This is a genomic window from Caulobacter sp. LARHSG274 (assembly GCF_052871235.1).
Genome location: NZ_JBIXJO010000025.1, coordinates 27,907 through 53,232, shown reverse-complemented (window position 1 = coordinate 53,232; position 25,326 = coordinate 27,907). Strand labels below are relative to the sequence as shown.

At 67.1% G+C, this 25,326-nt stretch carries 28 protein-coding genes and 2 tRNA genes; 2 read left to right on the top strand and 28 right to left on the bottom strand.

What is annotated here, in order from left to right; translation table 11 throughout:
- Positions 1-276 precede the first annotated feature (276 nt).
- The 27 genes from ACIPQB_RS24170 to ACIPQB_RS24040 all read right to left on the bottom strand — a co-directional run bounded on the left by ACIPQB_RS24170 (position 277) and on the right by ACIPQB_RS24040 (position 24,460).
- A complete protein-coding gene (locus ACIPQB_RS24170) occupies positions 277-963 on the bottom strand; it encodes an ABC transporter ATP-binding protein (RefSeq protein ID WP_446487794.1) in 687 nt (228 codons plus the stop codon).
- Complete coding sequence (locus ACIPQB_RS24165; protein WP_446487793.1) at positions 956-2,233, bottom strand: lipoprotein-releasing ABC transporter permease subunit; 1,278 nt, start codon at positions 2,231-2,233, stop codon at positions 956-958. Before ACIPQB_RS24165 ends, ACIPQB_RS24170 begins: the two co-directional genes overlap by 8 nt.
- Positions 2,233-3,561, bottom strand: a complete 1,329-nt coding sequence (gene proS, locus ACIPQB_RS24160; RefSeq protein WP_446487792.1) for a proline--tRNA ligase — start codon at positions 3,559-3,561, stop codon at positions 2,233-2,235. The genes ACIPQB_RS24165 and proS overlap by 1 nt, the downstream gene beginning before the upstream one ends.
- A 389-nt stretch (positions 3,562-3,950) precedes the next feature.
- The gene (locus ACIPQB_RS24155; RefSeq protein WP_446487791.1) at positions 3,951-4,211 is read right to left on the bottom strand and encodes a DUF1467 family protein; all 261 of its coding nucleotides are present in this window, start codon (positions 4,209-4,211) and stop codon (positions 3,951-3,953) included.
- Entirely contained in the window at positions 4,211-4,627 is a 417-nt protein-coding gene (mce, locus tag ACIPQB_RS24150; RefSeq protein WP_446487790.1) for a methylmalonyl-CoA epimerase, read from the bottom strand. Before mce ends, ACIPQB_RS24155 begins: the two co-directional genes overlap by 1 nt.
- A 74-nt stretch (positions 4,628-4,701) precedes the next feature.
- Positions 4,702-5,418 carry a rhomboid family intramembrane serine protease gene (locus ACIPQB_RS24145; protein ID WP_446487789.1) on the bottom strand — a complete coding sequence of 239 codons (717 nt, stop codon included), beginning with the start codon at positions 5,416-5,418 and terminating at the stop codon, positions 4,702-4,704.
- A gap of 6 nt (positions 5,419-5,424) precedes the next feature.
- Positions 5,425-7,119: a ribonuclease J gene (locus ACIPQB_RS24140; RefSeq protein WP_446487788.1), complete on the bottom strand. Its 1,695-nt coding sequence runs from the start codon at positions 7,117-7,119 to the stop codon at positions 5,425-5,427.
- Complete coding sequence (locus ACIPQB_RS24135; RefSeq protein WP_446487797.1) at positions 7,119-7,904, bottom strand: type III pantothenate kinase; 786 nt, start codon at positions 7,902-7,904, stop codon at positions 7,119-7,121. The genes ACIPQB_RS24140 and ACIPQB_RS24135 overlap by 1 nt, the downstream gene beginning before the upstream one ends.
- Positions 7,901-8,662, bottom strand: coding sequence for a biotin--[acetyl-CoA-carboxylase] ligase (locus ACIPQB_RS24130; protein WP_446487787.1), 762 nt, complete (start codon positions 8,660-8,662; stop codon positions 7,901-7,903). Before ACIPQB_RS24130 ends, ACIPQB_RS24135 begins: the two co-directional genes overlap by 4 nt.
- 1 nt (position 8,663) lies before the next feature.
- Entirely contained in the window at positions 8,664-10,103 is a 1,440-nt protein-coding gene (nuoN, locus tag ACIPQB_RS24125; RefSeq protein ID WP_446487786.1) for an NADH-quinone oxidoreductase subunit NuoN, read from the bottom strand.
- Between the two features lie 8 nt (positions 10,104-10,111).
- Positions 10,112-11,596 carry an NADH-quinone oxidoreductase subunit M gene (locus ACIPQB_RS24120; RefSeq protein ID WP_446487785.1) on the bottom strand — a complete coding sequence of 495 codons (1,485 nt, stop codon included), beginning with the start codon at positions 11,594-11,596 and terminating at the stop codon, positions 10,112-10,114.
- Positions 11,597-11,606: 10 nt separating this feature from the next.
- Entirely contained in the window at positions 11,607-13,682 is a 2,076-nt protein-coding gene (gene nuoL / locus ACIPQB_RS24115; protein WP_446487784.1) for an NADH-quinone oxidoreductase subunit L, read from the bottom strand.
- 5 nt (positions 13,683-13,687) lie between these two features.
- Positions 13,688-13,993 carry an NADH-quinone oxidoreductase subunit NuoK gene (gene nuoK / locus ACIPQB_RS24110; protein ID WP_446487783.1) on the bottom strand — a complete coding sequence of 102 codons (306 nt, stop codon included), beginning with the start codon at positions 13,991-13,993 and terminating at the stop codon, positions 13,688-13,690.
- The gene (locus ACIPQB_RS24105; RefSeq protein ID WP_446487782.1) at positions 13,990-14,607 is read right to left on the bottom strand and encodes an NADH-quinone oxidoreductase subunit J; all 618 of its coding nucleotides are present in this window, start codon (positions 14,605-14,607) and stop codon (positions 13,990-13,992) included. Before ACIPQB_RS24105 ends, nuoK begins: the two co-directional genes overlap by 4 nt.
- 83 nt (positions 14,608-14,690) lie before the next feature.
- Positions 14,691-15,182: an NADH-quinone oxidoreductase subunit NuoI gene (gene nuoI / locus ACIPQB_RS24100; RefSeq protein WP_446487781.1), complete on the bottom strand. Its 492-nt coding sequence runs from the start codon at positions 15,180-15,182 to the stop codon at positions 14,691-14,693.
- A gap of 243 nt (positions 15,183-15,425) precedes the next feature.
- Complete coding sequence (locus ACIPQB_RS24095) at positions 15,426-15,674, bottom strand: hypothetical protein (RefSeq protein WP_446487780.1); 249 nt, start codon at positions 15,672-15,674, stop codon at positions 15,426-15,428.
- A complete protein-coding gene (nuoH, locus tag ACIPQB_RS24090) occupies positions 15,671-16,729 on the bottom strand; it encodes an NADH-quinone oxidoreductase subunit NuoH (protein ID WP_446487779.1) in 1,059 nt (352 codons plus the stop codon). The genes ACIPQB_RS24095 and nuoH overlap by 4 nt, the downstream gene beginning before the upstream one ends.
- A 3-nt stretch (positions 16,730-16,732) precedes the next feature.
- The gene (gene nuoG, locus ACIPQB_RS24085) at positions 16,733-18,793 is read right to left on the bottom strand and encodes an NADH-quinone oxidoreductase subunit NuoG (RefSeq protein WP_446487778.1); all 2,061 of its coding nucleotides are present in this window, start codon (positions 18,791-18,793) and stop codon (positions 16,733-16,735) included.
- Between the two features lie 4 nt (positions 18,794-18,797).
- Positions 18,798-20,117 carry an NADH-quinone oxidoreductase subunit NuoF gene (gene nuoF, locus ACIPQB_RS24080; protein WP_446487777.1) on the bottom strand — a complete coding sequence of 440 codons (1,320 nt, stop codon included), beginning with the start codon at positions 20,115-20,117 and terminating at the stop codon, positions 18,798-18,800.
- A gap of 3 nt (positions 20,118-20,120) precedes the next feature.
- Positions 20,121-20,387 (bottom strand): hypothetical protein, encoded by a 267-nt coding sequence (locus tag ACIPQB_RS24075; RefSeq protein WP_446487776.1) that lies wholly within the window; start codon positions 20,385-20,387, stop codon positions 20,121-20,123.
- Positions 20,384-20,614 carry a hypothetical protein gene (locus tag ACIPQB_RS24070; RefSeq protein WP_446487775.1) on the bottom strand — a complete coding sequence of 77 codons (231 nt, stop codon included), beginning with the start codon at positions 20,612-20,614 and terminating at the stop codon, positions 20,384-20,386. Before ACIPQB_RS24070 ends, ACIPQB_RS24075 begins: the two co-directional genes overlap by 4 nt.
- Complete coding sequence (gene nuoE / locus ACIPQB_RS24065) at positions 20,614-21,300, bottom strand: NADH-quinone oxidoreductase subunit NuoE (protein ID WP_446487774.1); 687 nt, start codon at positions 21,298-21,300, stop codon at positions 20,614-20,616. The genes ACIPQB_RS24070 and nuoE overlap by 1 nt, the downstream gene beginning before the upstream one ends.
- Positions 21,297-21,629: a nuclear transport factor 2 family protein gene (locus ACIPQB_RS24060; protein WP_446487773.1), complete on the bottom strand. Its 333-nt coding sequence runs from the start codon at positions 21,627-21,629 to the stop codon at positions 21,297-21,299. The genes nuoE and ACIPQB_RS24060 overlap by 4 nt, the downstream gene beginning before the upstream one ends.
- On the bottom strand, positions 21,626-22,876 hold the full coding sequence (locus ACIPQB_RS24055) for an NADH-quinone oxidoreductase subunit D (protein WP_446487772.1): 1,251 nt from the start codon (positions 22,874-22,876) through the stop codon (positions 21,626-21,628). The genes ACIPQB_RS24060 and ACIPQB_RS24055 overlap by 4 nt, the downstream gene beginning before the upstream one ends.
- A 5-nt stretch (positions 22,877-22,881) precedes the next feature.
- On the bottom strand, positions 22,882-23,496 hold the full coding sequence (locus tag ACIPQB_RS24050; protein ID WP_446487796.1) for an NADH-quinone oxidoreductase subunit C: 615 nt from the start codon (positions 23,494-23,496) through the stop codon (positions 22,882-22,884).
- Positions 23,497-23,507: 11 nt separating this feature from the next.
- Positions 23,508-24,113 carry a NuoB/complex I 20 kDa subunit family protein gene (locus ACIPQB_RS24045; protein ID WP_446487771.1) on the bottom strand — a complete coding sequence of 202 codons (606 nt, stop codon included), beginning with the start codon at positions 24,111-24,113 and terminating at the stop codon, positions 23,508-23,510.
- On the bottom strand, positions 24,083-24,460 hold the full coding sequence (locus ACIPQB_RS24040) for an NADH-quinone oxidoreductase subunit A (RefSeq protein ID WP_446487770.1): 378 nt from the start codon (positions 24,458-24,460) through the stop codon (positions 24,083-24,085). The genes ACIPQB_RS24045 and ACIPQB_RS24040 overlap by 31 nt, the downstream gene beginning before the upstream one ends.
- A 198-nt stretch (positions 24,461-24,658) precedes the next feature.
- Here ACIPQB_RS24040 and ACIPQB_RS24035 point away from each other — a divergent pair.
- Positions 24,659-24,735 (top strand) — tRNA-Asp (locus ACIPQB_RS24035).
- A gap of 78 nt (positions 24,736-24,813) precedes the next feature.
- A tRNA-Asp gene (locus ACIPQB_RS24030) sits at positions 24,814-24,890 on the top strand.
- Between the two features lie 45 nt (positions 24,891-24,935).
- Here ACIPQB_RS24030 and ACIPQB_RS24025 read toward each other — a convergent pair.
- Positions 24,936-25,241, bottom strand: a complete 306-nt coding sequence (locus tag ACIPQB_RS24025; RefSeq protein ID WP_446487769.1) for a UBP-type zinc finger domain-containing protein — start codon at positions 25,239-25,241, stop codon at positions 24,936-24,938.
- Positions 25,242-25,326: the final 85 nt, after the last annotated feature.

Genomic DNA, 25,326 nt, shown 5'->3' with positions numbered 1-25,326 from the left:
GCCATGCAACCCGTCTACTCAAACAATGGCGGCACGCCCGTCAGCGTCCTCTCACGCCGAAAATCTCAAGACCCGAGTCAAATCAGCAACATCCCGACCGCTCCACAGCCCCAACCGGACAGCCGTGGACTTGTTCCGAGGATCCCTGCTTCCGCCGCGAAGAAGGCGGACGGAAGTACGGCGAGGCCGCGGTCCATCCCGACCGACAGCGCGGCTGGCATAGGGGTCCTCGGAACAAGTCCGAGGATGACGGTGGGAGGGAGATATGGGGCGAGCCTAGAACCTTTGCGCCACCAGGTGGCCGTCCTTCAGAGCGAAGACCCGGTCCATGTAGCGGGCCAGTTCCATGTTGTGGGTGGCGATCAGGGCCGCCACGCCGCGTTGCCGGGCCTGCTCGTAGAGCGCCTGGAACACCCCCGCCGAATTGGCCGGGTCGAGATTGCCGGTCGGCTCGTCGGCCAGCAGCAGCTTGGGCTTGTTGGCCAGGGCCCGGGCGATGGCCACCCGCTGCTGCTCGCCGCCCGACATCTGGCCCGGCTGGTGGTCGAGGCGCGCGGCCAAGCCCAGTTGGTTCAGCATCTCGGTCGCCGAGGCCCGCGCCTCGGCCTTGCTCTTGCCGGCGATCATCGAGGGCATGGCGACGTTGTCCAGCGCGCTGAACTCGGGCAGCAGGTGGTGGAACTGGTAGATGAAGCCGACGGTCGACAGCCGCACCTTGGTGCGTTGCCGTTCCGACAACTTGGAGCAGTCGCGGCCGTCCAGGGCGATCACCCCGGCGTTGGGCTTTTCCAGCAGGCCGGCGGCGTGCAGCAGCGACGACTTGCCCGAGCCGGACGGTCCGATCAGCCCGACCACCTCGCCGGGATAGACGTCCAGGTCGACGCCGCGCAGCACGTTCAGCGCCCCGGCCTCGGTGACATAGGTGCGCTCGACGCCGCGCAGAGCCAGGACCGGGCTACTCATAGCGAAGGGCCTCGACCGGATCGAGATGCGAGGCGCGGATGGCCGGCGGCAGGGTGGCCAGGATGCTCATCGCCGTCGAGATCCCGACAATGCCGGCCACCTCGGCCCAGTCGATCTTGGCCGGGATATGGGCGAGGAAATAGATGTCGGCGCTAAACACCGCCGTGCCGGTCACCCATTCGACGAAGTTCTGGATGGCGGCGATATTGGCGCAGAACAGCACCCCCAGCAGCAGGCCCGTCAGGGTGCCGGCCAGGCCGATCGAGGCGCCGGCCATGATGAAGATCCGCAGGATCGAACTTTGGCTGGCCCCCATGGTCCGCAGGATGGCGATGTCGCGGCCCTTGTTCTTCACCAGCATGACCAGGGCCGAGATGATGTTGAGGGTGGCGATGGCGACGATGAAGAACAGGATCAGCCGCATGACCTTGCGCTCGACCTGCAGGGCGTTGAAATAGCTGGCGTTCTTGTCCATCCAATCCTGGACGAAGGCCCCCGGTCCGCTGGCCTGCTCGATGATCGGCTTGATCTGCTTGGCCTTGTCGGGATCGGCGATCTTGATCTCGACATAGTCAATTGACGTGTCGCGGCCGAAGAACAGCTGGGCCTGGGGCAGCGCCATATAGACGAAGCTTTCGTCGAACTGGCTCATGCCGACGCTGAAGATGCCGCCGACCGTATAGTCCTTCTCATTGGTCGAGGACCCGAAGGCGGTGGCCGGGCCGGCGGGCGAGATCAGGGTGATGGCGTCGCCGACCGACAGGCCGAGGTTGCGGGCCATGCGGTCGCCGATCAGCACCATGTCGCCGCCGTATTCGCCCTCGCCGAAGCCGGCCAGCGAGCCGCGCTTGATGTTGGAGGCGATCATCTTCATGCCGCGCAGGTCGGCGGGGGTGACGCCGCGGACGATGGCGCCCGACACCTGGCTGGGCCCGATGACCATGGCCTGGGCCTCGACCATCGGCGCAGCCTGGGTCACGCCGCGCACGGCCTTGATGCGGGTGATGACGCCGTCGCGGTCGGGGCCGTTGAGCAGCGGCCCCTGGGCGTAGACATGGCCGTTGAAGCCCAGCAGCCGGCCCAGCAGCTCGGCCCGGAAGCCGTTCATCACGCTCATCACGGTGATCAGGGCGAAGACCGCCAGCATCACCGCGGCGAAGGAGATGATGGCGATCAGCGCCACGCCGCCGTTCTTGCGCTTGTTGCGCAGGTACCGCCAGGCGACGGTGCGCTCCCAGGTTCCGAACGGGCCGGCGGCGCCGAGGGCCATCAGCCGGCCGCCTTGCCGGTCAGTTGCGCCAGCACCTCGGCCAGGGGCGCGGTGTGGCGCTCGCCGGTCCGGCGGTTCTTGATCTCGACCACGCCGTCGGCGATCCCCTTGGGGCCGACGATCACCTGCCAGGGCACGCCGATCAGGTCCATGGTGGCGAACTTGCCGCCGCCGCGGGCGTCGGTGTCGTCATAGAGCACCGCCTTGCCGGCCGCGGTCAGGGCCTTGTAGGCGCTCTCGCAGGCCGCGTCGCAGGCGGCGTCGCCGACCCGCAGGCTGATGATCCCGACGTCGAACGGGGCCACCGCCTCAGGCCAGATGATCCCGGCCTCGTCATGGCTGGCCTCGATGATCGCGCCCAGCAGGCGCGAGACGCCGACGCCGTAGCTGCCCATCTGCACCGGAGTGTCCTTGCCGTCGGGGCCGGCGACCACGGCCTTCATCGGCTCGGAATACTTGGTCCCGAACGAGAAGATGTGGCCGACCTCGATGCCGCGGGCCGACAGGCGGTCGCCTTCGGGAATCCTGGCGAAGGCCTCGGCGTCGTGCATTTCCTCGGTGGCCGCGTACATCGCCGTGCGCTGGTCGACCAGCGGCTGCAGGTCGCCGTACCAGTCAACGTCGGGACCGGGCGCGCCCATCTCGACCAGGTCCTTGTGGCAGAACACCTCGCTCTCGCCGGTGTCGGCCAGGACGATGAACTCGTGGCTCAGGTCGCCGCCGATCGGACCGGTGTCGGCGCGCATCGGCACAGCCTTCAGGCCCATGCGGGCGAACAGGTTCAGATAGGCCACGAACATGCGGTTGTACGACTTGCGCGCGCCCTCGACGTCGAGGTCGAAGCTGTAGGCGTCCTTCATCAGGAACTCGCGGCCGCGCATCACGCCGAAGCGCGGGCGGGTCTCGTCGCGGAACTTCCACTGCACATGGTAGAGGTTCTTGGGCAGGTCCTTGTAGCTGCGCACCGAGCCGCGGAAGATCTCGGTGATCATCTCCTCGTTGGTCGGTCCGTACAGCAGCTCGCGGTCGTGGCGGTCGACGATGCGCAGCATCTCGGGGCCGTAGGCGTCGTAGCGGCCGCTCTCGCGCCACAGGTCGGCCAGCTGCAGGGTCGGCATCAACAGCTCGATGGCCCCGGCCCGGTCCATCTCCTCGCGGACGATCTGCTCGATCTTCTTGAGCACCCGCAGGCCCAGCGGCAGCCAGGCATAGATGCCGGCGGCCTCCTGGCGGATCATCCCGGCCCGCAGCATCAGCTGGTGCGAGGCGATCTGGGCGTCGGCGGGGGATTCTTTCAGAACGGGCAGGAAATAGCGCGACAGGCGCATGGAACGGACGTCTCCGGGAAATTCAAGGCGTTGAGATAGCCGCTTGGGCGTCAGCTTGGCAACGCGCGCGGCGAAAAGATGACGGGGAAGCGTTTTCGAGCGAAGGGACCGCCGGTTCGCGTGAAGAAAACGCGCCGACAAAAGAGCGCCTTCAAGAACGAAAAGAGGGCCGCGCGGTTCACGCGCGGCCCGTCAAGTCATCGTCGGGGAAGACGCCACAGAGCAAGGTCGGAAAAGCCGGCCTCGTGATTCTGAGTCTAGGCCTCGAACGGTTGTTCGGGGCGCCGGATTGCGTCTGGTCTGACCACTGGGTGAAGTTCGCCCACGGATTGGGCGCATGACAGTAAATTCGCCGCCGATCGCTCAAGGCTTGGGCGCCATTGATGCTATTAATAGGTGGCCGGCAGGGTCGGCAGGCTGATCAGGTGGAAGTGGATCACCAGCAGCAGCCCGGCCATCACCAGGGCCGACACCCAGGTGGTGGTGAAGAACTTGCGCTTGAGGTTCGGATTGACCGGCGCGCCGGGATCCGCGCCGGGCGGCGGCTCGATGCCCATCTCGCGGAAGGTGCGGTTGCCCAGCGGCAGAACCGCGAACAGCGTGGTCCACCAGATGGTCAGATAGACGGCGATGCAGGTGACGGGCCCCATCAGTGCGCCTCTTTCGGAGTTTCCATGAGTTCGACCAGCAGGCCGCCCATGTTCTTGGGGTGGACGAAGATGATCAGCGTGCCATGGGCGCCGATCCGCGGCTCGCCCAGCACGGTGGCGCCCTTGGCGACCAGGCTGTCGCGGGCCTCGTAGATGTTCTCGACCTCGAAACAGATGTGGTGCTGGCCGCCCTTGGGGTTCTTGGCCAGGAAGCCGTGGATCGGCGAGGCCTCGCCATAGGGCTCGATCAGCTCGATCTGGCTGTTGGGCAGGTTGACGAAACAGACCCACACCCCCTGCTCGGGCATGGCCCACTTGTCGGTGTGCGAGGTCGCGCCCAGCAGGTCGCGGTACATCTTCAGCGACTCGTCGATCGAGGGGGTGGCGACGCCGACGTGGTTGAGCTTGCCGATCATGGTGGGTTTCCGCACATTTCTTATGATTTGCGGTTGGCCTAGCACCTATGCCGCACTGCGAAAAGAGCGGCGACTCAGCGCGGCGCGGCCAGCCAATAGAAGCGGGCCGGCAGGAGCTGGATCAACAGCAGACCGGCCACGAAGCCGCCGAGATGAGCCTGCCAGGCGATGCCGATGATCCCCACGCCCGAAGCCAGGCCGTAGGCTGCGCCGAGGCCGACGACCAGCAGGTTGGAGACCACGGCCGAGCCGACCTGTCGCAGGACCGAGTCGGAAAACAGCGGGGCCAGCTTAATCTCGCCGGGCCCAGACAGCCGCGCCACCGCGCCCCAGAGGCCGAAGATCGCGCCCGACGCCCCGACCGCCGCGCCTTGGCCGGGCGCCAGCAGCAGGAAGGCGCCGGCGCCGGCCAGACCGCAGACCAGGAAGAAGGCGAGGAACAGCAATCCGCCCAGGGCGTCGCGCCCCAGTCGCTGGGCGATCGCGGGGCCCAAGGCGACCAGCGCGGCGCTGTTCATGGCGATATGCAGCCAACCCGCATGCAGGAACATGTGGGTCAGGGTCGTCCACCAGAAGCCGTGCGCAACGCCAGGCGCGGACAGGGCGCCGTACACGAAGATCGCCTCGTCATAGCCCAGGGCGTCGCCGATCAGCTGACCGGCGAAGACCAGCCAGATCACCGCGGTCAACACCAGAACCGGCCAGGCCTCGTACCACAGCAGCGCCGGCCCCCTGCCCCACAGCGCTTGGCGCGGTGGGGGTTCGGAGACGGTCAGCTGGTCTTCGTCCATCGCGGCCTAGACCCGCAGCACCGTGGTCTCGACCACGGGCTTGCGCTCCCAGATCCGGAAGGCCGCCTTCTTGACGGCGCGCGACAGGGCGCTCTCGATGGCCTCGTCGATCTCGCGCTGGTCGCCGCCCAGGCGCTTGAAGGCGTTCTCGGCCTCCTCCGCCAGGTCGTCGAGGGCGTCGTCGAGCGGATACTCGGCGTCGCCGGCCAGGCCCAGGCCGCGGACCTGCGGGCCCGAGACGATGCGGCTCTTGCCGTCCAGCACGACCGAGACCGCCAGCATGCCGTTGAACGCCGCGTGACGGCGCTCGCGCAGGGCGTCGCCGTTCTCGGGCGTCACCACGCCGCCGTCGACATAGAGCCGGCCGGACGGTACCTCGTCGATGATCTGCGGATGGCCGGGGGCCAGCAGCACCATGTCGCCGTTGCGCGGGCTGACCGCGTGCGGCACCTGCAGGTCCTTGGCGAAGGCGGCGTGCTCGATCAGGTGGCGGCGCTCGCCGTGGGTCGGCACGGCGATGGTCGGCCGGGCCCACTGGTACATCTGCTTGAGCTCGTCGCGGCAGGGGTGGCCGCTGACGTGGATGCCGGGGGTGTCGCGCTCGGTGTGCAGGCGCACGCCGCGGTCGGCCAGCTTGTTCTGCAGGTTGCGGATCGGGATCTCGTTGCCCGGGATCACCCGCGAGCTGAAGATCACGTGGTCGCCCTGCGAGAGCTTGACGTGCGGGTGGGTGCCTTCGGCGATCCGGGCCAGGGCCGCGCGGGCCTCGCCCTGGCTGCCGGTGCATAGGAACAGGACCTCGTTCTCGGGCAGGTACTTGGCCTGGTCGTCGGTGATGAACGGCTCCAGGCCCTCCAGCAGGCCGACGTGGCGGGCGGCGGCGCTCATCCGGTGCATCGAGCGGCCGGCCAGGCAGACCTTGCGGCCGGCGGCCTGGGCGGCGCGGATCACCGTGTCCATCCGGGCCACGTTGGACGCGAAGCAGGCCACGGCGATCTTGCCGGTCAGGCCCTTGATCAGCCGGTTCATCGCCACGCGGACGTCGGCTTCGGACCCGGCCTCGCCGTCGACGAAGACGTTGGTGCTGTCGCAGACCATGGCCAGCACGCCCTCGTCGCCGAGGCGCTTGATGGCCGCGATGTCGGTGGGACCGCCCAGCTGGGGATCGGGATCGATCTTCCAGTCACCGGTGTGCAGGATCGTGCCCAACGGCGTCTTGATCGCCAGGCCGTTCGGCTCGGGGATCGAGTGGGTCAGGGTGATCATTTCCAGGTGGAACGGACCCAGGTCGAAGCTGCCGCTCAGCGGGATCTCGGTGATCGGCACCTCGTCCAGCAGCCGCGCGTCGCGCAGCTTCTCGCGCAGCAGGAAGGCGGTGAAGGGCGTGGCGTAGACCGGCGCCTTCAGGCGCGGCCACAGCCAGTGCACGGCGCCCAGGTGGTCTTCGTGGGCGTGGGTCAGGACGATGCCGATGATGTCGTCGGCATAGGCCTCGATGAATTCGGGGTCGGGCAGGATGATCTCGACGCCGGGCGTGGTCTGGTCGCCGAACGTCACGCCCAGGTCGACGACGATCCATTTGCGATCGTCGGCCGGGCCGTAGCCGTACAGATTGAAGTTCATGCCGATCTCGTTCGACCCGCCGAGCGGCAGGAAGACGAGTTCGTCCTTGGGGGAAGGCTTGTCGGTATATTTGGTCATTAGGTCTCTAAATGGGTGTTGCGGCGATGAATTTCGAGGAGGCCACGGATGGTCAGGTCTGAATCGAAGTGGTCGATGCTGTCGGTGGCGCCCTCGAACAGCGAGGCGACGCCGCCGGTGGCGACGACAGTCATGGGTTCGGCCCGCTCGGCCTTGATCCGGGCCACCAGGCCTTCGATCAACGAGATATAGCCCCAGAATACGCCCGATTGCATGGCGCTGACAGTGTCGGTGCCGACCACGCGATTGCCGGCCGGCCGCTGGATGGCGATGCGCGGCAGCTTGGCGGCGGCTTCGTGCAGGGCCTGCATGGAGAGGTTGATGCCTGGGGCGATGATGCCGCCCTCGAAGGCCCCGTCGGCGCCGACGATGTCGAAGGTGGTGGCCGTGCCGCTGTCGATGACGATCAGCGGCCCCGGATAGACCATGTGCGCGCCCACGGCGTTGACCAGGCGGTCGGCCCCGGCCTCGGACGGCTTGTCGATCCGCACGTCGACGCCCAACCGGGCGTTCTCGCCGATCACCAGCGGCTCGACGTTGAAATAGCGCCGCGACAGGTTGCGCAGGTTGAAGATCGACTGCGGCACGACGCTGGAGATGATGCAGGCGTCGATGGCCCGAAAGCCCAGGCCGCGCATCGACAGCAGCTGCGACAGCCAGACCACGTATTCGTCAGCCGTACGCGTGCTCTCGGTGGCGGCGCGCCACTGGGCGATCCAGGCTTCGCCGTCGTGGATGGCGAACATGGTGTTGGTGTTGCCCTGTTCGATGGCCAGCAACATCAGGAGGCCCCCCCGAAAAAGACGTCGCCGGCGGTGATCCGGCGCACACGGCCGTCGGCCAGACGAAGACGCAGGGCGCCGTCGGCGTCCAGACCTTCGGCGACGCCCTCGACGGTTTCCTGGCCCAGCCGCGCCAGGCAGGGCTCGCCCAGGCCGTGGGCGCGCGCGGTCCAGGCGTCGGCGATGGCGGGAAAGCCCAGCCGCAGCCAGACGTCGTTCCAGCGGGCGAAGGCGGCGGCCAGGACCTCGATCGCCTCGATCGGCTTGGGCGGCGGCGCCACCCTGTAGGTGGGCAAGGCGGTGGCGGGGCGTTCGCTGTCGATCGGCTTGCGGGCCAGATTGACCCCCACCCCGACGGCGACCCAAAGGCCCCCAGCCGGCCGCGCCCCGGACTCCACCAGGATGCCGCTGACCTTCAGTCCGCCCAGCAGCGGGTCGTTGGGCCATTTGAGGCTAACGAGGCTGGCGGGGACATAGGCGCCCAGCAGGTCGGCCACCGCCAGGGCGGCGACGAACGACACCTGGGCGGCCTCGGCCGGCGGCTTGTCGGTGCAAAACAGCAGGGTGGCGGCCAGGTTGCCCTCGCCGGTCTCCCAGGCCCGGCCGCGTCGGCCGCGCCCGGCGGTCTGGCGCAGGCCCAGCAGCCAGACGGGGCCCGCCTCCCCCGCCTCGGCCCGGCGACGGGCCTCGGCGTTGGTCGAGTCGATCACGTCCAGAACGACGATGGCCGGACCTTGGGAAGGCGGGACTGCGCCCGTCACGTCACGCGTGGCCGAAGGCCGCCGCGGCCGCTCTGGCCGCGGGGTCGAGCCAGACCAGCGCCACCAGCACGACCGGGAACGAGAACAGCGCCGCGGCGAAGCCGATCGCGCGGGCGGTCGGCTGCGGCTTGTCGACGGCGCCGGCCGGGGCGTCGAACCACATGGTCTTGATCAGGCGCAGGTAGTAGAAGGCCGCGACCACGCTGCCGACCAGGCCCAGCACCGCCGCCCATTGCAGCAGCACGTCGCCCGAGCCCATGGCCGCCTTGAACACGTAGAACTTGGCCCAGAAGCCCGAGAACGGCGGCAGGCCCAGGGCCGACAGCGAGAACGCGGTCATGGCCAGGGCCACGCCCGGACGTTCCTTCACCAGGCCGGCCATGTCCTCGATGGTCTCCATCGGCTTGCCGTCGCGGGACAGGGCCTGAAGGCAGGCGAAGAAGCCGGTGACGTCGACCATGTAGAGGGTCATGAACATCAGCATCGACTGCAGGCCGACCTCGCCGCCGGTCGCCACGCCCAGCAGGGCGTAGCCGACATTGGCGATCGAGCTGTAGGCCCACAGGCGCTTGAGGTTGCTCTGGGCCAGGCCCGCGAAGGCGCCGACGAACACCGAGGCCAGGGCGGTGATCACCAGGATCTGCCGCCATTGGCCGACCGCGTCCGGGAAGGCGTCGCCCAGCACCCGGGCGAACATCATCATCGCCGCCAGCTTGGGAGCCGCCGCGAAGAAGCCGACCACCGGGGTCGGGGCGCCTTCATAGACGTCGGGCGTCCACATGTGGAACGGCGCGGCCGAGACCTTGAAGGCCAGGCCGCAGACCAGGAACACCAGGCCGAACAGCAGGCCCATGCCGTGGGCGCCATGGGCGACGGCGGCGATGTCGGCGAAGCGGGTCGAGCCGGCGAAGCCGTAGATCAGCGAGGCGCCGTACAGCAGCAGGCCCGACGACAGGGCGCCGAGCACGAAATACTTCAGGCCCGCCTCCGACGACTTGGCGTCGTCGCGGCGGAAGGCGGCCAGCACGTAGAGCGCCAGGGATTGCAGCTCGACGCCGATATAGAGGCTGATCAGGTCGCCGGCCGAGGCGGTGACGCCCATGCCCACGGCGGCCAGGATCACCAGCACGGCGTATTCGAACTTCTGGTCGCCGCGCACGGCCAGCCAGCGGTCGCCCAGCACGATGGCGATGGCGCTGAACAGGTAGATGGCGACCTTGGCGTAGCTGGCGGCGGCGTCGGCGGCGTAGACGCCGTTGAAGGCGTGGCCGTGCGGACCACAGACGGCGGCGACGGCGGCGGCCAGCAGGGCCAGGACGGCCGCGCCGGTGAACAGCGGCGAGGTCTTGCCCTGGAACGCGCCCCAGACCAGCAGCACCAGGGCCGAGGCCCCGAGGATGACTTCGGGAAGAACGAGGGAGAAGTTGGCGGCGAACGTCATGGGGTCCCTCACCCGCCCACGGCGGCGCGCCAGGCGCCGACGAGCCCGTCGACGGACGACGCGGTCAGGTTGAAGATGAGATTGGGATAAACGCCGAGCACCAGGGTGGCGATGATCAGCGGGGCGAAGATCACGATCTCGCGGAGGTCCAGATCGGTGATGGCCTTAAGCTCGGGATTGACGATCTCGCCGAACATCACCCGACGGTAGAGGTTCAGCGCATAGACCGCCGACAGGATCACCCCCGTGGTGGCCACCAGGGCCGTCCAGGTCGAGGCCTTGTACGCGCCGGTCATGGTCAGGATTTCACCGACGAAGCCCGAGGTGCCCGGCAGGCCGACATTGCCCATGGTGAACAGCATGAAGGTCGCGGCGTACCACGGCATGCGGTTGGTCAGGCCGCCGTAGAAGGCGATCTCGCGGGTGTGCATGCGGTCATAGACGACGCCGACACAGAGGAAGAGCGCGCCGGAGATCACCCCGTGGCTCAGCATCTGGAAGATCGCGCCCTGCTCGCCCTGGGCGTTGCCCGAGAAGATGCCCATGGTCACAAAGCCCATGTGGGCCACCGAGGAATAGGCGATCAGCTTCTTGATGTCGGTCTGCCGGAAGGCGACCAGCGAGGTGTAGACGATGGCGATCACCGACATCGCGAACACCAGCGGCTGAAACAGCTCCGACGCGTTGGGGAACATCGGCAGGGAAAAGCGCAGGAAGCCGTAGCCGCCCATCTTCAGCAGGATCCCGGCCAGGATCACCGAACCGGCGGTCGGGGCCTCGACGTGAGCGTCGGGCAGCCAGGTGTGGACCGGCCACATTGGCATCTTGACCGCGAAGCTGGCGAAGAAGGCCAGCCACAGCCAGGTCTGCAGCCACGGCGCGAACTTATAGGTCATCAGCGCCGGGATCGACGAGGTGTGGGCGATGGCGATCATCGACAGGATGGCCGCCAGCATCAGCACCGAGCCGAGCAGGGTGTAGAGGAAGAATTTGTAGGCCGCATAGACCCGGCGCTTGCCGCCCCAGATGCCGATGATCAGGAACATCGGAACCAGGCCGCCCTCGAAGAAGAGGTAGAACAGGATCAGGTCCAGGGCGCAGAACACGCCGATCACCAGGGTCTCGAGGACCAGGAAGCAGATCATGTATTCGACGATCCGCTTGTCGATCGACTTCCAGCTGGCGACGATGCAGAGCGGCAGCAGGAAGGCGGTCAGCAGCACGAACAGGATCGAGATCCCGTCCACGCCCATGCGGTAGTGCAGGCCGGCGAACCAGGCCGCGTCCTCCACGAACTGGAAGCCGGGGTTCTTGGGATCGAACTGGGCGACCAGCAGGATCGACAGGGCGAAGGTCACCAGGGTGGTCGCCAGGGTGATCCACTTCGCCAGGCCGTCGGTCTTGGCGTTGTCGCCCTGCAGGGCGCGGACCGCCAGCAGGACCGCCACGCCGGCGAGCGGGAAGAAGGTGGTGAGGCTAAGCAGGCCGGTCATCGATCCGTCCTCAACGGAATGCATAGAGGGCGAACGTCAGCAGGCCGGCGACGCCGAGCAGCATGACGAAGGCGTAGTGATAGACGTAGCCGCTCTGCAGCTTGCCGGTCCGCCGACCGACCTCGTAGCTGACGGCGCTGACGCCGTCGGGTCCGAGGCCGTCGATCAGCTTCTGGTCGCCGCCCTTCCAGAACAGGTCGCCGAGGAACTTGGCCAGGCGCACGAAGGTCGCCTGATAGAGTTCGTCGAAGAACCACTTGTTGTAGAAGAACACGTAGAGCGGGCCGTTGCGGGCGGCGAGCTTGGCCCCCAGCCGTTCGTCGCCCTTCACCAGATAGACCCAGACGGCGATCGCCAGGCCGAGGATCGAAGCGAACAGCGGGCTCCACTTCACCAGTTCCGGAACCTCGTGCGCCTCGTGCAGCACGTGGTTGGTCGGGGCGTTGAAGATCGCGCCGCGCCAGAACTCGGCCTGGCCGTGGCCGACGAAATAGTCGGTGAACACGAAGCCGGCGAACACCGCGCCGATCGACAGTACGACCAGCGGAACCAGCATCACCCATGGGCTCTCGTGCGGCTTGTGGTCGTGGCCATGATCGTCGTGCCCATCGTCGGGCAGCGGCTCGTCATGGGTCTCGATCTGGGCCGACGAGGCGTGGTCGTCGTGGCCGTGCGCGTCGTGAGCGTGGTGGTCGTCATGCCCCCAGCGGGCCTTGCCGTTGAAGGTGAAGAAGGCCAGGCGCCAGGAGTAGAACGAGGTCAGGCCGGCCACCAGCACGCCGATCGTCCAGGCGAACATGGCGACGCCGTTGTGCGTGCCGGCGGCGTAGGCCGCCTCGATGATGGTGTCCTTCGAATAGAAGCCCGCGAAGCCCAGGTGCAGCGGCGGCAGGCCCAGGCCGGTGATGGCGATGGTGCCGATGGTCATGGCGATGAAGGTCACCGGCAGCAGCTTGGCCAGGGCCCCGTACTTCCGCATGTCCTGCTCGTGGTGCATGCCGTTGATCACCGAGCCTGCGCCCAGGAACAGCAGCGCCTTGAAGAAGGCGTGGGTGAACAGGTGGAACATCGCCGCCTGGTAGGCGCCGACCCCGGCCGCGAAGAACATGTATCCCAGCTGCGAACAGGTCGAATAGGCGATGACCCGCTTGATGTCGTTCTGGGTCAGGCCGACCGTGGCCGCGAACAGGGCGGTGATCGCGCCGATCACCGTGACGATGTTCTTGGCGACGGGCGCGTATTCGAACATCGGCGACAGCAGGCACAGCATGTAGACGCCGGCGGTCACCATGGTCGCCGCGTGGATCAGGGCCGAGACCGGGGTCGGGCCCTCCATGGCGTCGGGCAGCCAGGTGTGCAGGAAGAACTGCGCCGACTTGCCCATCGCGCCGATGAACAGCAGGAAGCAGGCGATGTCGACCAGCGGGAAGCTGTGGCCGGCGAACGTCCAGCTGCGCGCCGCGCCGGCGGCGATCTGCGGGAAGATCTCGTGGAACTGGATCGAGCCGAACGCCCAGAAGGTGGTCATGATGCCGAGGGCGAAGCCGAAATCGCCGACCCGGTTGACGACGAAGGCCTTGATTGCGGCGGCGCTGGCGCTCGGCTTCTTGAACCAGAAGCCGATCAGCAGGTACGAGGCCAGACCCACCCCTTCCCAGCCGAAGAACAGCTGCATGAAGTCGGCGGCGGTGACCAGGGCCAGCATGGCGAAGGTGAACAGCGACAGATAGGCGAAGAACCGCGGCTTGTCCGGGTCGTGGGCCATGTAGCCCCAGCTGTAGACGTGGACGAGGGCCGAGACGGTGGTGACCACGATCAGCATCACCGCCGACAGGGCGTCGATGCGGATCGACCAGTTGGAGACGAAGTTCCCGACATGGATGAAGGGCAGCAGGTCGACCGTGAAGGCCTGCAGATGGCCCCAGGTCCACTGGCTGAAGGTGTACCAGGACAGGGCGCAGGCCAGCAGCAGCGCGCCGGTGGTAACCGCCTGGGAGGCGACGTCGCCGATGCGGCGGCCGAAAAGGCCGGCGATGATCGCGGCGAGCAGCGGCGCGAAGACGATGAGGGTGACGAGAGTCTGCACTGCGATCAGCCCTTCATCACGCTGGCGTCGTCGACGGCGATGTCGCCGCGGTTCCGGAAGAACGTCACCAGAATGGCCAGGCCGACGGCGGCCTCGGCCGCCGCGACGGTCAGCACGAACATGGCGAAGACCTGCCCCACCACGTCGTGCAGATAGACCGAGAAGGCCACCAGGTTGATGTTCACCGCCAGCAGGATCAGCTCGATCGACATCAGGATGACGATGATGTTCTTGCGGTTCACGAAGATGCCGAACACGCCGATCGTGAACAGGATGGCGGCGACGACGAGATAGTGCGACAGGCTGATCATTCGCTGATCCCCTCGCCCGGCTTGATCTGCACGAGTTCCATCCCGGTCTTTGGCGTGCGGGCGTTCTGCTGGCCGATGTTCTGGCGCTTGACGCCCGGCTTGTGGCGTAGGGTCAGGACGATGGCGCCGATCATGGCCACCAGCAGCACCAGGCCCGCCAGTTGGAAGAAGAAGATGTAGTCGGTGTAGAGCACCCGGCCGATCGTCTCGGTGTTCGACACCCCGACCGGCGAGGCCAGCGGGTCGGCGTTCTTGCCGGCCGCGCCGTTGGCGGCCACCGTCGCGGCGACGAAGATCATCTCCAGCGTCAGGAAGCCCGCCACCAGCCCGCCGATCGGCAGGTACTGGGCGAAGCCCTGGCGCAACTCGGCGAAGTCCACGTCGAGCATCATCACGACGAACAGGAACAGCACCGCGACCGCGCCCACATAGACGACGATCAGCAGCATCGCCAGGAACTCCGCGCCCATCAGGACGAACAGGCCGGCGGCCGAGAAGAAGGCGGTGATCAGGAAGAGCACCGAGTGCACGGGATTGCGTGCCGAGACGACGAGAAGACCCGCCGCCACGGTCGCCACCGCGAGCAAATAGAAAGCTATCGCCTGCAAGGCCATCGGCCCAGGTGCTCCCTTGAAAACTGCAAAACAACGACGCGCCGGGCGGCTCGCCGTCTACCCTCGGAATCGCGCCCCGTCCTTTAGCGGTAGGGCGCGTCCAACTCCAGATTCTTCGCGATCAGCCGCTCCCAACGATCTCCGTTATCGAGCAGCTTCTCCTTGTCGTAGTAGAGTTCCTCGCGCGTCTCGACGGCGAACTCGATGTTCGGCCCCTCGACGATGGCGTCCACCGGGCAGGCCTCCTGGCACAGACCGCAATAGATGCACTTGACCATGTCGATGTCGTAGCGGGTCGTGCGGCGGCTGCCGTCCTCGCGCGGTTCGGCCTCAATGGTGATCGCCTGGGCCGGGCAGATGGCCTCGCACAGCTTGCAGGCGATGCAGCGCTCTTCGCCCGACGGATAGCGGCGCAGGGCGTGCTCGCCCCGGAAACGGGGCGACTGCGGATTGCGCTCGTTCGGATAGATCACGGTCTTCTTGGGGGCGATCATGTACTTCATCGCCAGGCCGAAGGCCCCGGCGAAGTCGAGCAGGGCCACGCCCTTGACCGCTTGAGTGACGCGCTGGAACACCAGAGCTCTCCTAACACTTTTCCTTGGGGAAAGGACGCGCGCCCCTACCCGCTTCGATCTTTTCCCGCCGGACAGCCTGCCGGAGGACGCATTCCTTGGTCGCGGCGTCGGCCTTCTGGCGCGCCTCGACCTGTTCGTCCAAGGAGCGAGCCGGCGGCGATCCCATGCTGCGCGGATGCTCCCATGCCACGCAGCCGGACAGAGCAGTCAGCAGGACTAATCCAGCCAGCGGCGCGGCTCTTATCATCTTGCACCCCTCGGAATGACGCAGGTGTAGTTCGAAAGCTGGGCGGGGTCGCCCCCGTCCTGCTTGACCTCGATCTTGCCGCCGTCGGCCGCGCACTGGTCGTTCGCCCGGCGAAGCTCGTCATAGCTGACCACGCCGCGCCCGAGGGAATAGGACGTCCGGGCCGCGGCCGCGTCGTCGGTCGCGCAGCCCGCGGTCGCGAAGCCGAGGCCGGCGAGGGCCAGGATGGCGGTCCGCCCAATCACGCCGCCGGCCCGAACACGCGCCAGGCCGACACCAGCACTACCAGCACCAGCGACATCGGCAGGAAGACCTTCCAGCCCAGCCGCATCAGCTGGTCGTAGCGATAGCGAGGCACGATGGCCTTGGCCATGGCGATCATGAAGAACCAGAAGCAGATCTTGGCGAAGAACACGACCGACAGCAGCAGCTTGCCCCACCAGCCCAGGCCGGACAGATCGACCGGGAACGGCAGGTTCCAGCCGCCGAAGAACAGCACGCTGATCATCGCGCACATCAGGACGATGTTGGAATATTCGGCGACCATGAACAGCAGGTACGGGGTCGAGCTGTACTCGACCTGATAGCCGGCCACGAGCTCGGACTCGGCCTCGGGCAGGTCGAAGGGCGGGCGGTTGGTCTCGGCCAGGGCCGAGATGAAGAACATGCCCATGGCGACGACCATCACCGGCAGCAGGATGATGTTCTTCAGGCCGTGGCCGCCGAACACGTTCCAGTTCCAGATCCAGCCGGCTTGCTGCTCGACGATCGAGGTCAGGTTCATGGTGCCGGCCAGGATGATCACCGTGATGATGATCAGGCCGATCGACACTTCGTACGACACCATCTGCGCCGCCGAGCGCAACGCGCCGAGGAACGGATACTTCGAGTTCGAAGCCCAGCCGCCCATGATGATGCCGTAGACGCCCAGCGAGCTCATCGCCAGCAGGTAGAGGATGCCGACATTGAGGTTGGAAACCACCCAGCCCGGCGCGAACGGCACCACGGCCCAGCCGACGAAGGCCAGGACCAGGCTCAGCAGCGGGGCCAGGATGAAGACGACCTTGTCGGCGCCGGCCGGGATGATGATTTCCTTCAGCACGAACTTGAGGAAGTCGGCGAAGGACTGCAGCAGGCCGAAGGGACCCACGACGTTGGGGCCCTTGCGCATCTGGACCCCGGCCCAGATCTTGCGGTCGGCCAGCAGCAGGAAGGCCAGGCTGAGCAGGACCCAGACCACGACCAGCAGGATGCCGCCGAGCGTCAGGCCGAACCACAGAAGCGGAGAGGTTTGAGACACGGTCTACTCCGCGGCGATCTTGGCGGCGCCGGACGCCGTGGCCGCGCACTCGGCCATGGTCACGCTGGCGCGCGCGATGGGATTGGTCAGGTGGAAGGCCTTGATCGGGCTTTCGAACGGGGCGTCGGAGAGTTCGCCCTCCCCGCCCAGGCCCGACAGGTCGAACACGGTCGGGATCGAGCCTGGCGCGAAGTCGATCTGGCCGAAGGTCGGGTGCTCGGCGAACAGCCGGGCCCGCAGCTGGTCCAGGCTGTCATAGGGCAGCTTGGCGCCCAGGTGCTCGGACAGGGCCCGCAGGATCGACCAATCCTCCTTGGCCTCGCCCTTGGGGAACACCGCCCGCTCGCCCATCTGGACGCGGCCTTCGGTGTTCACATAGAGGCCGTTCTTCTCGGTATAGGCCGCGCCCGGCAGGATGACGTCGGCCTTGTGGGCGCCGGCGTCGCCGTGGGTGCCCAGATAGATCTTGAAGGCGTCGCTGGCCGAGGCGTCGATCTCGTCGGCCCCCAGCAGGAACAGCACGTCGAGCGCGCCCTTCTGCACCATCTGGCCGGCGGTCAGACCGCCCTCGCCCGGCACGAAGCCCAGGTCCAGGCCGGCGACGCGGGCGGCGGCGGCGTGCAGCACGTTCCAGCCGTTCCAGCCTTCGCGAACCACCTTGAAGGTCTTGGCCACGGCTGCGGCGGCCTTCAGCACGGCGGCGCCGTCGGCCCGGGTCAGGGCGCCCTGGCCGACGATGATCGCCGGACGCTGCGCATCCTTCAGGGCCGCGACGAAGTCGTTCTTGCTCTTGGCCAGACCCGACAGGGTCTTGGTCCCGGCGCCGAGATAGTCGTAGTCGTAGGTCAGGTCGCCTTGCTCGCCGATCACCCCGATGCGGACCTTGCCGGCCAGCCACTGCTTGCGCAGGCGGGCGTTGAGCACCGGCGCCTCGAGGCGCGGATTGGTCCCGACCAGCAGGATGACGTCGGCGTTCTCGATGCCGGCGATCGTCGAATTGAACAGCCAGCTCTCGCGCGGAGCGTAGCCCAGCACCGTTCCGTCCTGGCGGGCGTCGAGGTTCTTGACGCCCAGGGCGGCGAACAGGTCCTTGGCCGCCTTCAGGCTCTCGGCGTCCTGCAGGTCGCCGGCGATGACGCCGACCCGCTCGGGCTTGGCGGCCTTGATCTTCTCGGCCACGGCCGCGAAGGCCTGGGCCCAGCTGGCCGGGGCCAGCTTGCCGCCGACGCGGACATAGGGGCGGTCGAGGCGCTGGCGCTGCAGGCCGTCGACGGCGTAGCGGGTCTTGTCGCTGATCCACTCCTCGTTGACGTCCTCATTGACCCGCGGCAGCACCCGCAGCACCGCGGCGGCGCGGCTGTCGACCCGGATGGCCGAACCCAGGGCGTCCATGACGTCGACGCTCTCGGTCTTCTTCAGCTCCCAGGGCCGCGCCTCGAAGGCGTAAGGCTTGGAGGTCAGGGCGCCGACCGGGCACAGGTCGATGACATTGGCGCTGAGCTCCGACGTCACCGCCGCGCCCAGATAGGTTGTGATTTCAACGTCTTCGCCGCGCGAGATCAGGCCGATCTCCGGCGAGCCGGCGACCTCGGTGATGAAGCGCACGCAGCGGGTGCACTGGATGCAGCGGGTCATCACGGTCTTGATGAGCGGGCCCATGGCCTTCTCTTCGACCGCGCGCTTGTTCTCGTGATAGCGGCTGTCGTCGCGGCCATAGCCCATGGCCTGGTCCTGCAGGTCGCACTCGCCGCCCTGGTCGCAGATCGGGCAATCCAGCGGGTGGTTGATGAGCAGGAACTCCATCACCCCTTCGCGGGCCTTCTTGACCATCGGGGTCTTGGTGAAGATCTCCTGGCCTTCGGCGGCCGGCAGGGCGCAGGACGCCTGCGGCTTGGGCGGGCCGGGCTTCACCTCGACCAGGCACATGCGGCAGTTGCCGGCGATGCTCAGTCGCTCGTGATAGCAGAAGCGCGGGATCTCCTCCCCGGCCAGTTCCGCCACCTGCAGAACCGTCATGCCGGGCTCGAACTCGACCTCGACGCCGTTGACCTTGGCGATTGCCATAGACTTACTCCGCCGCGATCAGGCTGGCGCCCTGCACGTGCAGGCGACCGCTACGATAGGATGCGATCCGCTCCTCCACCTCGTGGCGGAAGTGGCGGAACAGGCCTTGGATCGGCCAGGCGGCCGCGTCGCCCAGGGCGCAGATGGTGTGACCCTCGACCTGGGTGGTGACGTCCAGCAGGGTGTCGATCTCCTTCGGATCGGCCTGGCCGGTGGCCATCCGTTCCATGACCCGCCACATCCAGCCGGTGCCTTCGCGGCACGGCGTGCACTGGCCGCAGCTCTCGTGCTTGTAGAAGTAGCTGAGGCGGGCGATGGCGCGGACTAGGTCGGTGTCCTTGTCCATGACCATGACCGCCGCGGTGCCCAGGCCCGACTTCAGATTGCGCAGGGCGTCGAAGTCCATCGGCAGGTCTTCGCACTGCTCGGCCGGGATCATCGGCACCGAGGCGCCGCCCGGGATCACGGCCTTCAGATTGCCCCAGCCGCCGCGCACGCCGCCGCAGTGATCCTCGATCAGCTGGCGGAACGGAATGCTCATCGCCTCTTCGACGTTGCAGGGCAGGTTCACGTGGCCCGAGACGCAGAACAGCTTGGTGCCGGCGTTGTTGGGTCGGCCGAAGCTGGTGAACCAGGCCGCGCCGCGGCGCAGGATCGTGCCGGCGACGGCGATGCTCTCGACGTTGTTGACCGTGGTCGGCATGCCGTAGAGGCCCGCCCCGGCCGGGAACGGCGGCTTCAGGCGCGGCTGGCCCTTCTTGCCTTCCAGGCTTTCCAGCAGGGCCGTCTCTTCGCCGCAAATATAGGCGCCGGCCCCGTGGTGGACGTAGAGGTCGAAGTCCCAGCCGTGGACGTTGTTCTTGCCGATCAGCCTGGCCTCGTAGGCCTGCTTGATGGCGGCTTCGAGCACTTCGCGCTCACGGACATATTCGCCGCGGATATAGATGTAGCAGGCGTTGGCCAGCATGGCGCGCGAGGCGATCAGGCAGCCCTCGATCAGGAGGTGCGGATCGTGCCGCATGATCTCCCGGTCCTTGCAGGTGCCCGGCTCGGACTCGTCGGCGTTGACGACCAGGTAGTGCGGACGGCCGTCCTTCACTTCCTTGGGCATGAACGACCACTTCAGGCCGGTGCCGAAGCCCGCCCCGCCCCGGCCGCGCAGGCCGGAGTTCTTCATGTTGTCGATGATCCAGTCGCGTCCCGCGTCCAGGATGTCCTTGGTGCCATTCCAGCAGCCGCGCTTCTTCGCGCCCTCGAGGCCCCAGTCGTGGAGGCCGTAGAGGTTGGTGAAGATGCGGTCCTTGTCTTCGAGGATACCGACCATGACTCAGCTTTGCGGATCGAAAGGATGGGCGCGCACATAGCGCGTCCGACGATAGATGACATAGGCGAAAAGCGCCCAGGCGACGCCAATCGTGACCAGACCGGCGGGCGCGGCCCAGGGCGGGGCGCCGGCGACCTGCCGGCCCCAGATCACCAGCAGCGCGCCGACCAGGCAGCCGGCCAGGCCCAGGCCGCGTTCGACGCGGAAGAGGCCGCGAATCGCCAGGGCGTAGGCGGCGCGCCGGGCGCGGAGGTCGGGATCGTCGGTCATGACCGCTTGCTCCCCTCTTCGCGCTTGGCGGCCTTCATCCAGCCGAGGATGAACCAGATCTGGGCGCCCAGGCCGACGGCGATGGCGCCGACGAACACCGGGGCCAGCCAGTCGATCTTGGCGGCGACATAGCCAATGACCGCCGCGCCGGCCAGCACGAAGCAGACCACGTCGATGGCGAACATCGTGGTCAGGCGCTTCTTCTGGATGGCGTCGGCGTTGTTCATCAGGCGGCCGGCTCCGTCTTCGGAGCCTTCTTGGGCTTTTCGGGCAGGTTGGGGATCTTGATCTTCTTGGCCAGCGAGCCGTCGTACAGCTTCGGATCGGTCAGGGTCTTGACCGCATCCTTCGGCTCCGAGGCCTTGCGGCCGTCATAGCTGCCCGGCTGCGGCGACTTGCCCGCGGCGAAGTCGTCGAGGATCTGGGCCAGGCTCTCCGGCGTCAGGTCCTCGTAATAATAGTCGTTGATGGCGGCCATCGGCGCGTTGCAGCAGGCCCCCAGGCACTCGACCTCTTCCCAGCTGAACTTGCCGTCGGCCGAGACGTCATTGGCCTCGCCGATCTTGGCCTTCAGCACGGCCTTCAGATCCAGCGCGCCGCGCAGCTGGCACGGGGTGGTGCCGCAAAGCTGCACGAAGGCGACCTTGCCGACCGGCTGCAGCTGGAACATCACGTAGAAGGTGGCGACCTCCAGGACCCGGATGACCGGCATGGCCAGCTGGCGGGCGATCTCCTGGATGGCGGGCTCGGAAACCCAGCCCTCCTGCTTCTGGGCCAGCCACAGCATCGGGATCACCGCCGACTGCTTGCGCTCGGCGGGATATTTGGCGATCCACCAGTCGGCCTTGGCCTGGCTGTCCTTGGAGAAGGCGAAGCTGGCGGGCTGGTCCTTGGCGAGGCGACGAACGCTCATCGTGCGAAATCCACGCGGGCGATCTTGTCGCCCCTGAAGGTGTAGATGGCGGCGACCTGGAAGGGCGCATCGCCGTTGCCGCGGTCGACGTGCTCGTGATCGATCACGTTCGCGCCCACCACGATGCGGTTGAGAAGCTTGGCCTTGTTGTTCGGAAACTGCGCGAACGCGGCTTCGTACCAGGCGCGATAAGCCTCGATGCCGGTGCGCGACACCTCGCCGTTCAGGCCCGCGACGATCACGTCGTCGGTGAAGTGGGCGCAGTGGGCGTCCAGGTCCTGGGCGTTGTAGGCGTCGAGCTGGGCCTGGGCGATGGTCTCCAGGCTCACCGGTCGATCTCCCCGAACACGATGTCCAGCGAGCCGAGGATGGCCGAGACGTCGGCCAGCATGTGGCCGCGGTTCATCCAGTCCATGGCCGCCAGGTGCGGGAAGCCCGGCGCGCGGATCTTGCAGCGATAGGGCTTGTTGGTGCCGTCGCTGACGACGAACACCCCGAACTCGCCCTTGGGGGCCTCGACATAGGCGTAGACTTCGCCCGACGGGGTGCGGAACCCCTCAGTATAGAGCTTGAAGTGGTGGATCAGGGCTTCCATCGACCGCTTCATCTCGGCGCGGCGCGGCGGGCTGACCTTGTTGTCCTCGGTCATCACCGGGCCGGGCGTATGGCGCAGCATCTCGACGGCCTGGCGGATGATCTTGGTCGACTCGCGCATCTCCTGCATGCGGCAGAGATAGCGGTCGTAGCAGTCGCCGTTCTTGCCCAGCGGGATGTCGAACTCGAACTCGTTATAGTTCTCGTAGGGCTGGCTGCGGCGCAGGTCCCAGGCGATGCCCGAGCCGCGCACCATCACCCCGGAGAAGCCCCAGAGGATGGCCTCCTCGCGCGTCACCACGCCGATGTCGACATTGCGCTGCTTGAAGATGCGGTTGTCGGTGATCAGGCCTTCGATGTCGTCGCAGATCTTTGGGAAGGCCTTGGCCCAGGTGTCGATGTCCTCGATCAGCTGGGGCGGCAGGTCCTGATGGACGCCGCCGGGCCGGAAGTAGTTGGAGTGCAGGCGCGCGCCGCAGGCCCGCTCGTAGAACACCATCAGCTTTTCGCGTTCCTCGAAGCCCCAGAGCGGCGGCGTCAGGGCGCCGACGTCCATGGCCTGGGTCGTCACGTTCAGCAGGTGGTTCAGGATGCGGCCGATTTCCGAATAGAGCACCCGGATGATCTGGCCGCGCTTGGGCACCTCGACGCCCAGCAGCTTCTCGATGGCCAGGCAGAAGGCGTGCTCCTGGTTCATCGGCGCCACATAGTCGAGGCGGTCGAAATAGGGGATGTTCTGGAGGTAGGTGCGCGCCTCCATCAGCTTCTCGGTGCCGCGATGCAGCAGGCCGATGTGCGGATCGACGCGCTCGACGATCTCGCCGTCCAGCTCCAGCACCAGGCGCAGCACGCCGTGCGCGGCCGGGTGCTGCGGGCCGAAATTGATGTTGAACTTGCGCACCGGGGTTTCCGGCACGGCCGGGGTTGTCGGCGTGTCGCGGAAGAAGTCGGTCGCGGCGGCGGGCGAATTGGAACCGGTCATGGGCTTTACGCGTCCCCTGCCCGCTTCTCGGCCTTCTCGTCGCCTGGCAGGGCGTAGTTGGCGCCCTCCCACGGAGACAGGAAGTCGAAGGCGCGGAACTCGGTGATCTTCACGGGTTCATAGACGACGCGCTTGAGCTCGTCGTCGTAGCGGACCTCCACATAACCCGTCATCGGGAAGTCCTTGCGCAGCGGATGGCCGTGGAAGCCGTAGTCGGTCAGAATCCGGCGCAGGTCGGGATGGCCTTCGAAGAAGATGCCGTACATGTCGAACGCCTCGCGCTCGAACCAGTCGGCGACCGGGAACACCGGGGTGACGCTGGGCACGGCGGTGTCCTCGTCGGTCTGCACCTTCAGCCGGATGCGATGGTTCTTCACCATCGACAGCAGGTGGTAGACGACGTCGAACCGGCGCTCGCGGTCCGGATAGTCGACGCCCGCCAGGTCGATCAGCTGGTGGAAGCGGCAGTCGGGATGATCGCGCAGGAAGGTCAGGGCCTGGACCACGCGGTTGGCCGGGCCGAGCACGGTCAGCTCGTCGAAGGCCACCGCATAGGCGGTGATGGCCCCGGCGCTGTTGGCGACGATCGCCTGGCCCAGGGTTTCCAGGTGTTCGCTCAGGACAGGCAGGCTCATCGCTCGATCGTCCCCGTGCGACGGATCTTCTTCTGCAGCTGCAGCACGCCGTAGACCAGGGCCTCGGCGGTCGGCGGGCAGCCGGGAACATAGATGTCCACCGGCACCACGCGGTCGCAGCCGCGCACGACGCTGTAGCTGTAGTAATAATAGCCGCCGCCATTGGCGCAGCTGCCCATCGAGATGACGTAGCGGGGCTCGGGCATCTGGTCGTAGACCTTGCGCAGGGCCGGGGCCATCTTGTTGGTCAGGGTGCCGGCGACGATCATCACGTCCGACTGCCGCGGGCTGGCGCGCGGCGCGAAGCCGTAGCGCTCCAGGTCGTAGCGCGGCATGGCCGAGTGCATCATCTCGACGGCGCAGCAGGCCAGGCCGAAGGTCATCCACATCAGGCTGCCGGTGCGGGCCCAGGTGATCAGGTCGTCGGCGGCCGCGGTGACGAAGCCCTTGTCGGCCAGCTGGCCCGACAGGCCGTCGAAATAGGGGTCGTGCAGCTTGGCGTCATAGCCCTGCACCGTCGAGCGACCGGCCGAACCGGCGGGCGGGAGGGGCGAGCTGTTGGCGGGAACGATCACTCCCATTCGAGGGCGCCCTTCTTCCATTCGTAGATGAAACCGACGGTCAGGACGCCCAGGAACACCAGCATCGACCAGAAGGCGAAGACCCCCGCCTCATGCGGCAGCTTCATCAGCGAAACCGCCCAAGGAAACAGGAACGCCACTTCCAGGTCGAAGATGATGAACAGGATCGAGACCAGGTAGAACCGGACGTCGAACTTCATGCGCGCGTCGTCGAAAGCGTTGAAGCCGCATTCGTAGGCGGACAGCTTTTCCGGGTCCGGCGCCTTGGGGGCGAGCACCGCCGCGGCGAGAATGAAGGCGACGCCGATGATCGTCGCGATCCCGAGGAAGATCACGATCGGCAGATACTGGAGAAGGAAGGCGTTCATGACAGCCCTTGGCTTGAATCGAGCGGGTTGTAGCCCACTGTCGCCAGCGCTTCAAACACCTGCGACACATTGAGAATTGATTGCAACTGGCATTCGCGCACAGCTTCCACGACATGGCCGTTGACAGGCCCATCGGCGCGACCTATCAGACGCCCCTCGCCGCACGGCGGGTCGCACTTCGCTTCGGCGGAGCCTGATGCGGATGTAGCTCAGTTGGTTAGAGCGCCGGCCTGTCACGCCGGAGGTCGCGGGTTCGAGTCCCGTCATTCGCGCCACCTTCCCTGAAGTTGGCCGCTTCCCACCCCCAGGCGTCATAGGAAACGACCGCGCCGGACCTCAGGTTCGCGCCCGACGCGGATGTAGCTCAGTTGGTTAGAGCGCCGGCCTGTCACGCCGGAGGTCGCGGGTTCGAGTCCCGTCATTCGCGCCACCTTCCCTTACCGTCCAGATTCGCCCGGTCCCGATTCGACGCCCGTCAGTAGAAGCGCGGGATCGGTCCGGGATGCGGCGTCGGCGCGTCGAATTCGAAGAATACCTCGTCGACATAGCACCAGCCCCAGCCCTCCGGCGGATCGTAGCCCTCGATGATCGGGTGGCCGGTGGCCTTGAAATGCCCGGTGGCGTGCTTGTTCTTGGACTGGTCGCAGCAGCCGACATGGCCGCAGGTCCGGCAAAGCCGCAGATGCAGCCACCGATCGCCCGATTTCAGGCATTCCTCGCAGCCGGCCGTGCCGGGGGTCACCATGGCGATGCTGTCCAGATGGGTGCAGTTCAGCGTCATCCCTCGCCTCCACTCACCGCCGCGCTTTCCCTGGGGCGGCGTTCGGCATTAGTGCGCGGATCGCCCGGCGGCGGCTAGTACGATC

Excerpts from the sequence above, each read along its gene's own strand:
- nuoK (WP_446487783.1), bottom strand. The coding sequence starts at position 13,993 with ATGATCAGCCTGTCGCACTATCTCGTCGTCGCCGCCATCCTGTTCACG.
- ACIPQB_RS24025 (WP_446487769.1), bottom strand. The coding sequence starts at position 25,241 with ATGACGCTGAACTGCACCCATCTGGACAGCATCGCCATGGTGACCCCC.
- ACIPQB_RS24165 (WP_446487793.1), bottom strand. The coding sequence starts at position 2,233 with ATGGCCCTCGGCGCCGCCGGCCCGTTCGGAACCTGGGAGCGCACCGTC.
- ACIPQB_RS24140 (WP_446487788.1), bottom strand. The coding sequence starts at position 7,119 with ATGACCAAATATACCGACAAGCCTTCCCCCAAGGACGAACTCGTCTTC.
- ACIPQB_RS24075 (WP_446487776.1), bottom strand. The coding sequence starts at position 20,387 with ATGACCGACGATCCCGACCTCCGCGCCCGGCGCGCCGCCTACGCCCTG.
- nuoF (WP_446487777.1), bottom strand. The coding sequence starts at position 20,117 with ATGGTCGGTATCCTCGAAGACAAGGACCGCATCTTCACCAACCTCTAC.
- ACIPQB_RS24170 (WP_446487794.1), bottom strand. The coding sequence starts at position 963 with ATGAGTAGCCCGGTCCTGGCTCTGCGCGGCGTCGAGCGCACCTATGTC.
- ACIPQB_RS24040 (WP_446487770.1), bottom strand. The coding sequence starts at position 24,460 with ATGAACGCCTTCCTTCTCCAGTATCTGCCGATCGTGATCTTCCTCGGG.
- nuoN (WP_446487786.1), bottom strand. The coding sequence starts at position 10,103 with ATGACGTTCGCCGCCAACTTCTCCCTCGTTCTTCCCGAAGTCATCCTC.
- ACIPQB_RS24070 (WP_446487775.1), bottom strand. The coding sequence starts at position 20,614 with ATGAACAACGCCGACGCCATCCAGAAGAAGCGCCTGACCACGATGTTC.
- ACIPQB_RS24155 (WP_446487791.1), bottom strand. The coding sequence starts at position 4,211 with ATGGGGCCCGTCACCTGCATCGCCGTCTATCTGACCATCTGGTGGACC.
- ACIPQB_RS24045 (WP_446487771.1), bottom strand. The coding sequence starts at position 24,113 with ATGGAAGAAGGGCGCCCTCGAATGGGAGTGATCGTTCCCGCCAACAGC.
- ACIPQB_RS24055 (WP_446487772.1), bottom strand. The coding sequence starts at position 22,876 with ATGACCGGTTCCAATTCGCCCGCCGCCGCGACCGACTTCTTCCGCGAC.
- ACIPQB_RS24145 (WP_446487789.1), bottom strand. The coding sequence starts at position 5,418 with ATGGACGAAGACCAGCTGACCGTCTCCGAACCCCCACCGCGCCAAGCG.
- nuoE (WP_446487774.1), bottom strand. The coding sequence starts at position 21,300 with ATGAGCGTTCGTCGCCTCGCCAAGGACCAGCCCGCCAGCTTCGCCTTC.
- mce (WP_446487790.1), bottom strand. The coding sequence starts at position 4,627 with ATGATCGGCAAGCTCAACCACGTCGGCGTCGCCACCCCCTCGATCGAC.
- proS (WP_446487792.1), bottom strand. The coding sequence starts at position 3,561 with ATGCGCCTGTCGCGCTATTTCCTGCCCGTTCTGAAAGAATCCCCCGCC.
- ACIPQB_RS24105 (WP_446487782.1), bottom strand. The coding sequence starts at position 14,607 with ATGGCCTTGCAGGCGATAGCTTTCTATTTGCTCGCGGTGGCGACCGTG.
- ACIPQB_RS24120 (WP_446487785.1), bottom strand. The coding sequence starts at position 11,596 with ATGACCGGCCTGCTTAGCCTCACCACCTTCTTCCCGCTCGCCGGCGTG.
- nuoG (WP_446487778.1), bottom strand. The coding sequence starts at position 18,793 with ATGGCAATCGCCAAGGTCAACGGCGTCGAGGTCGAGTTCGAGCCCGGC.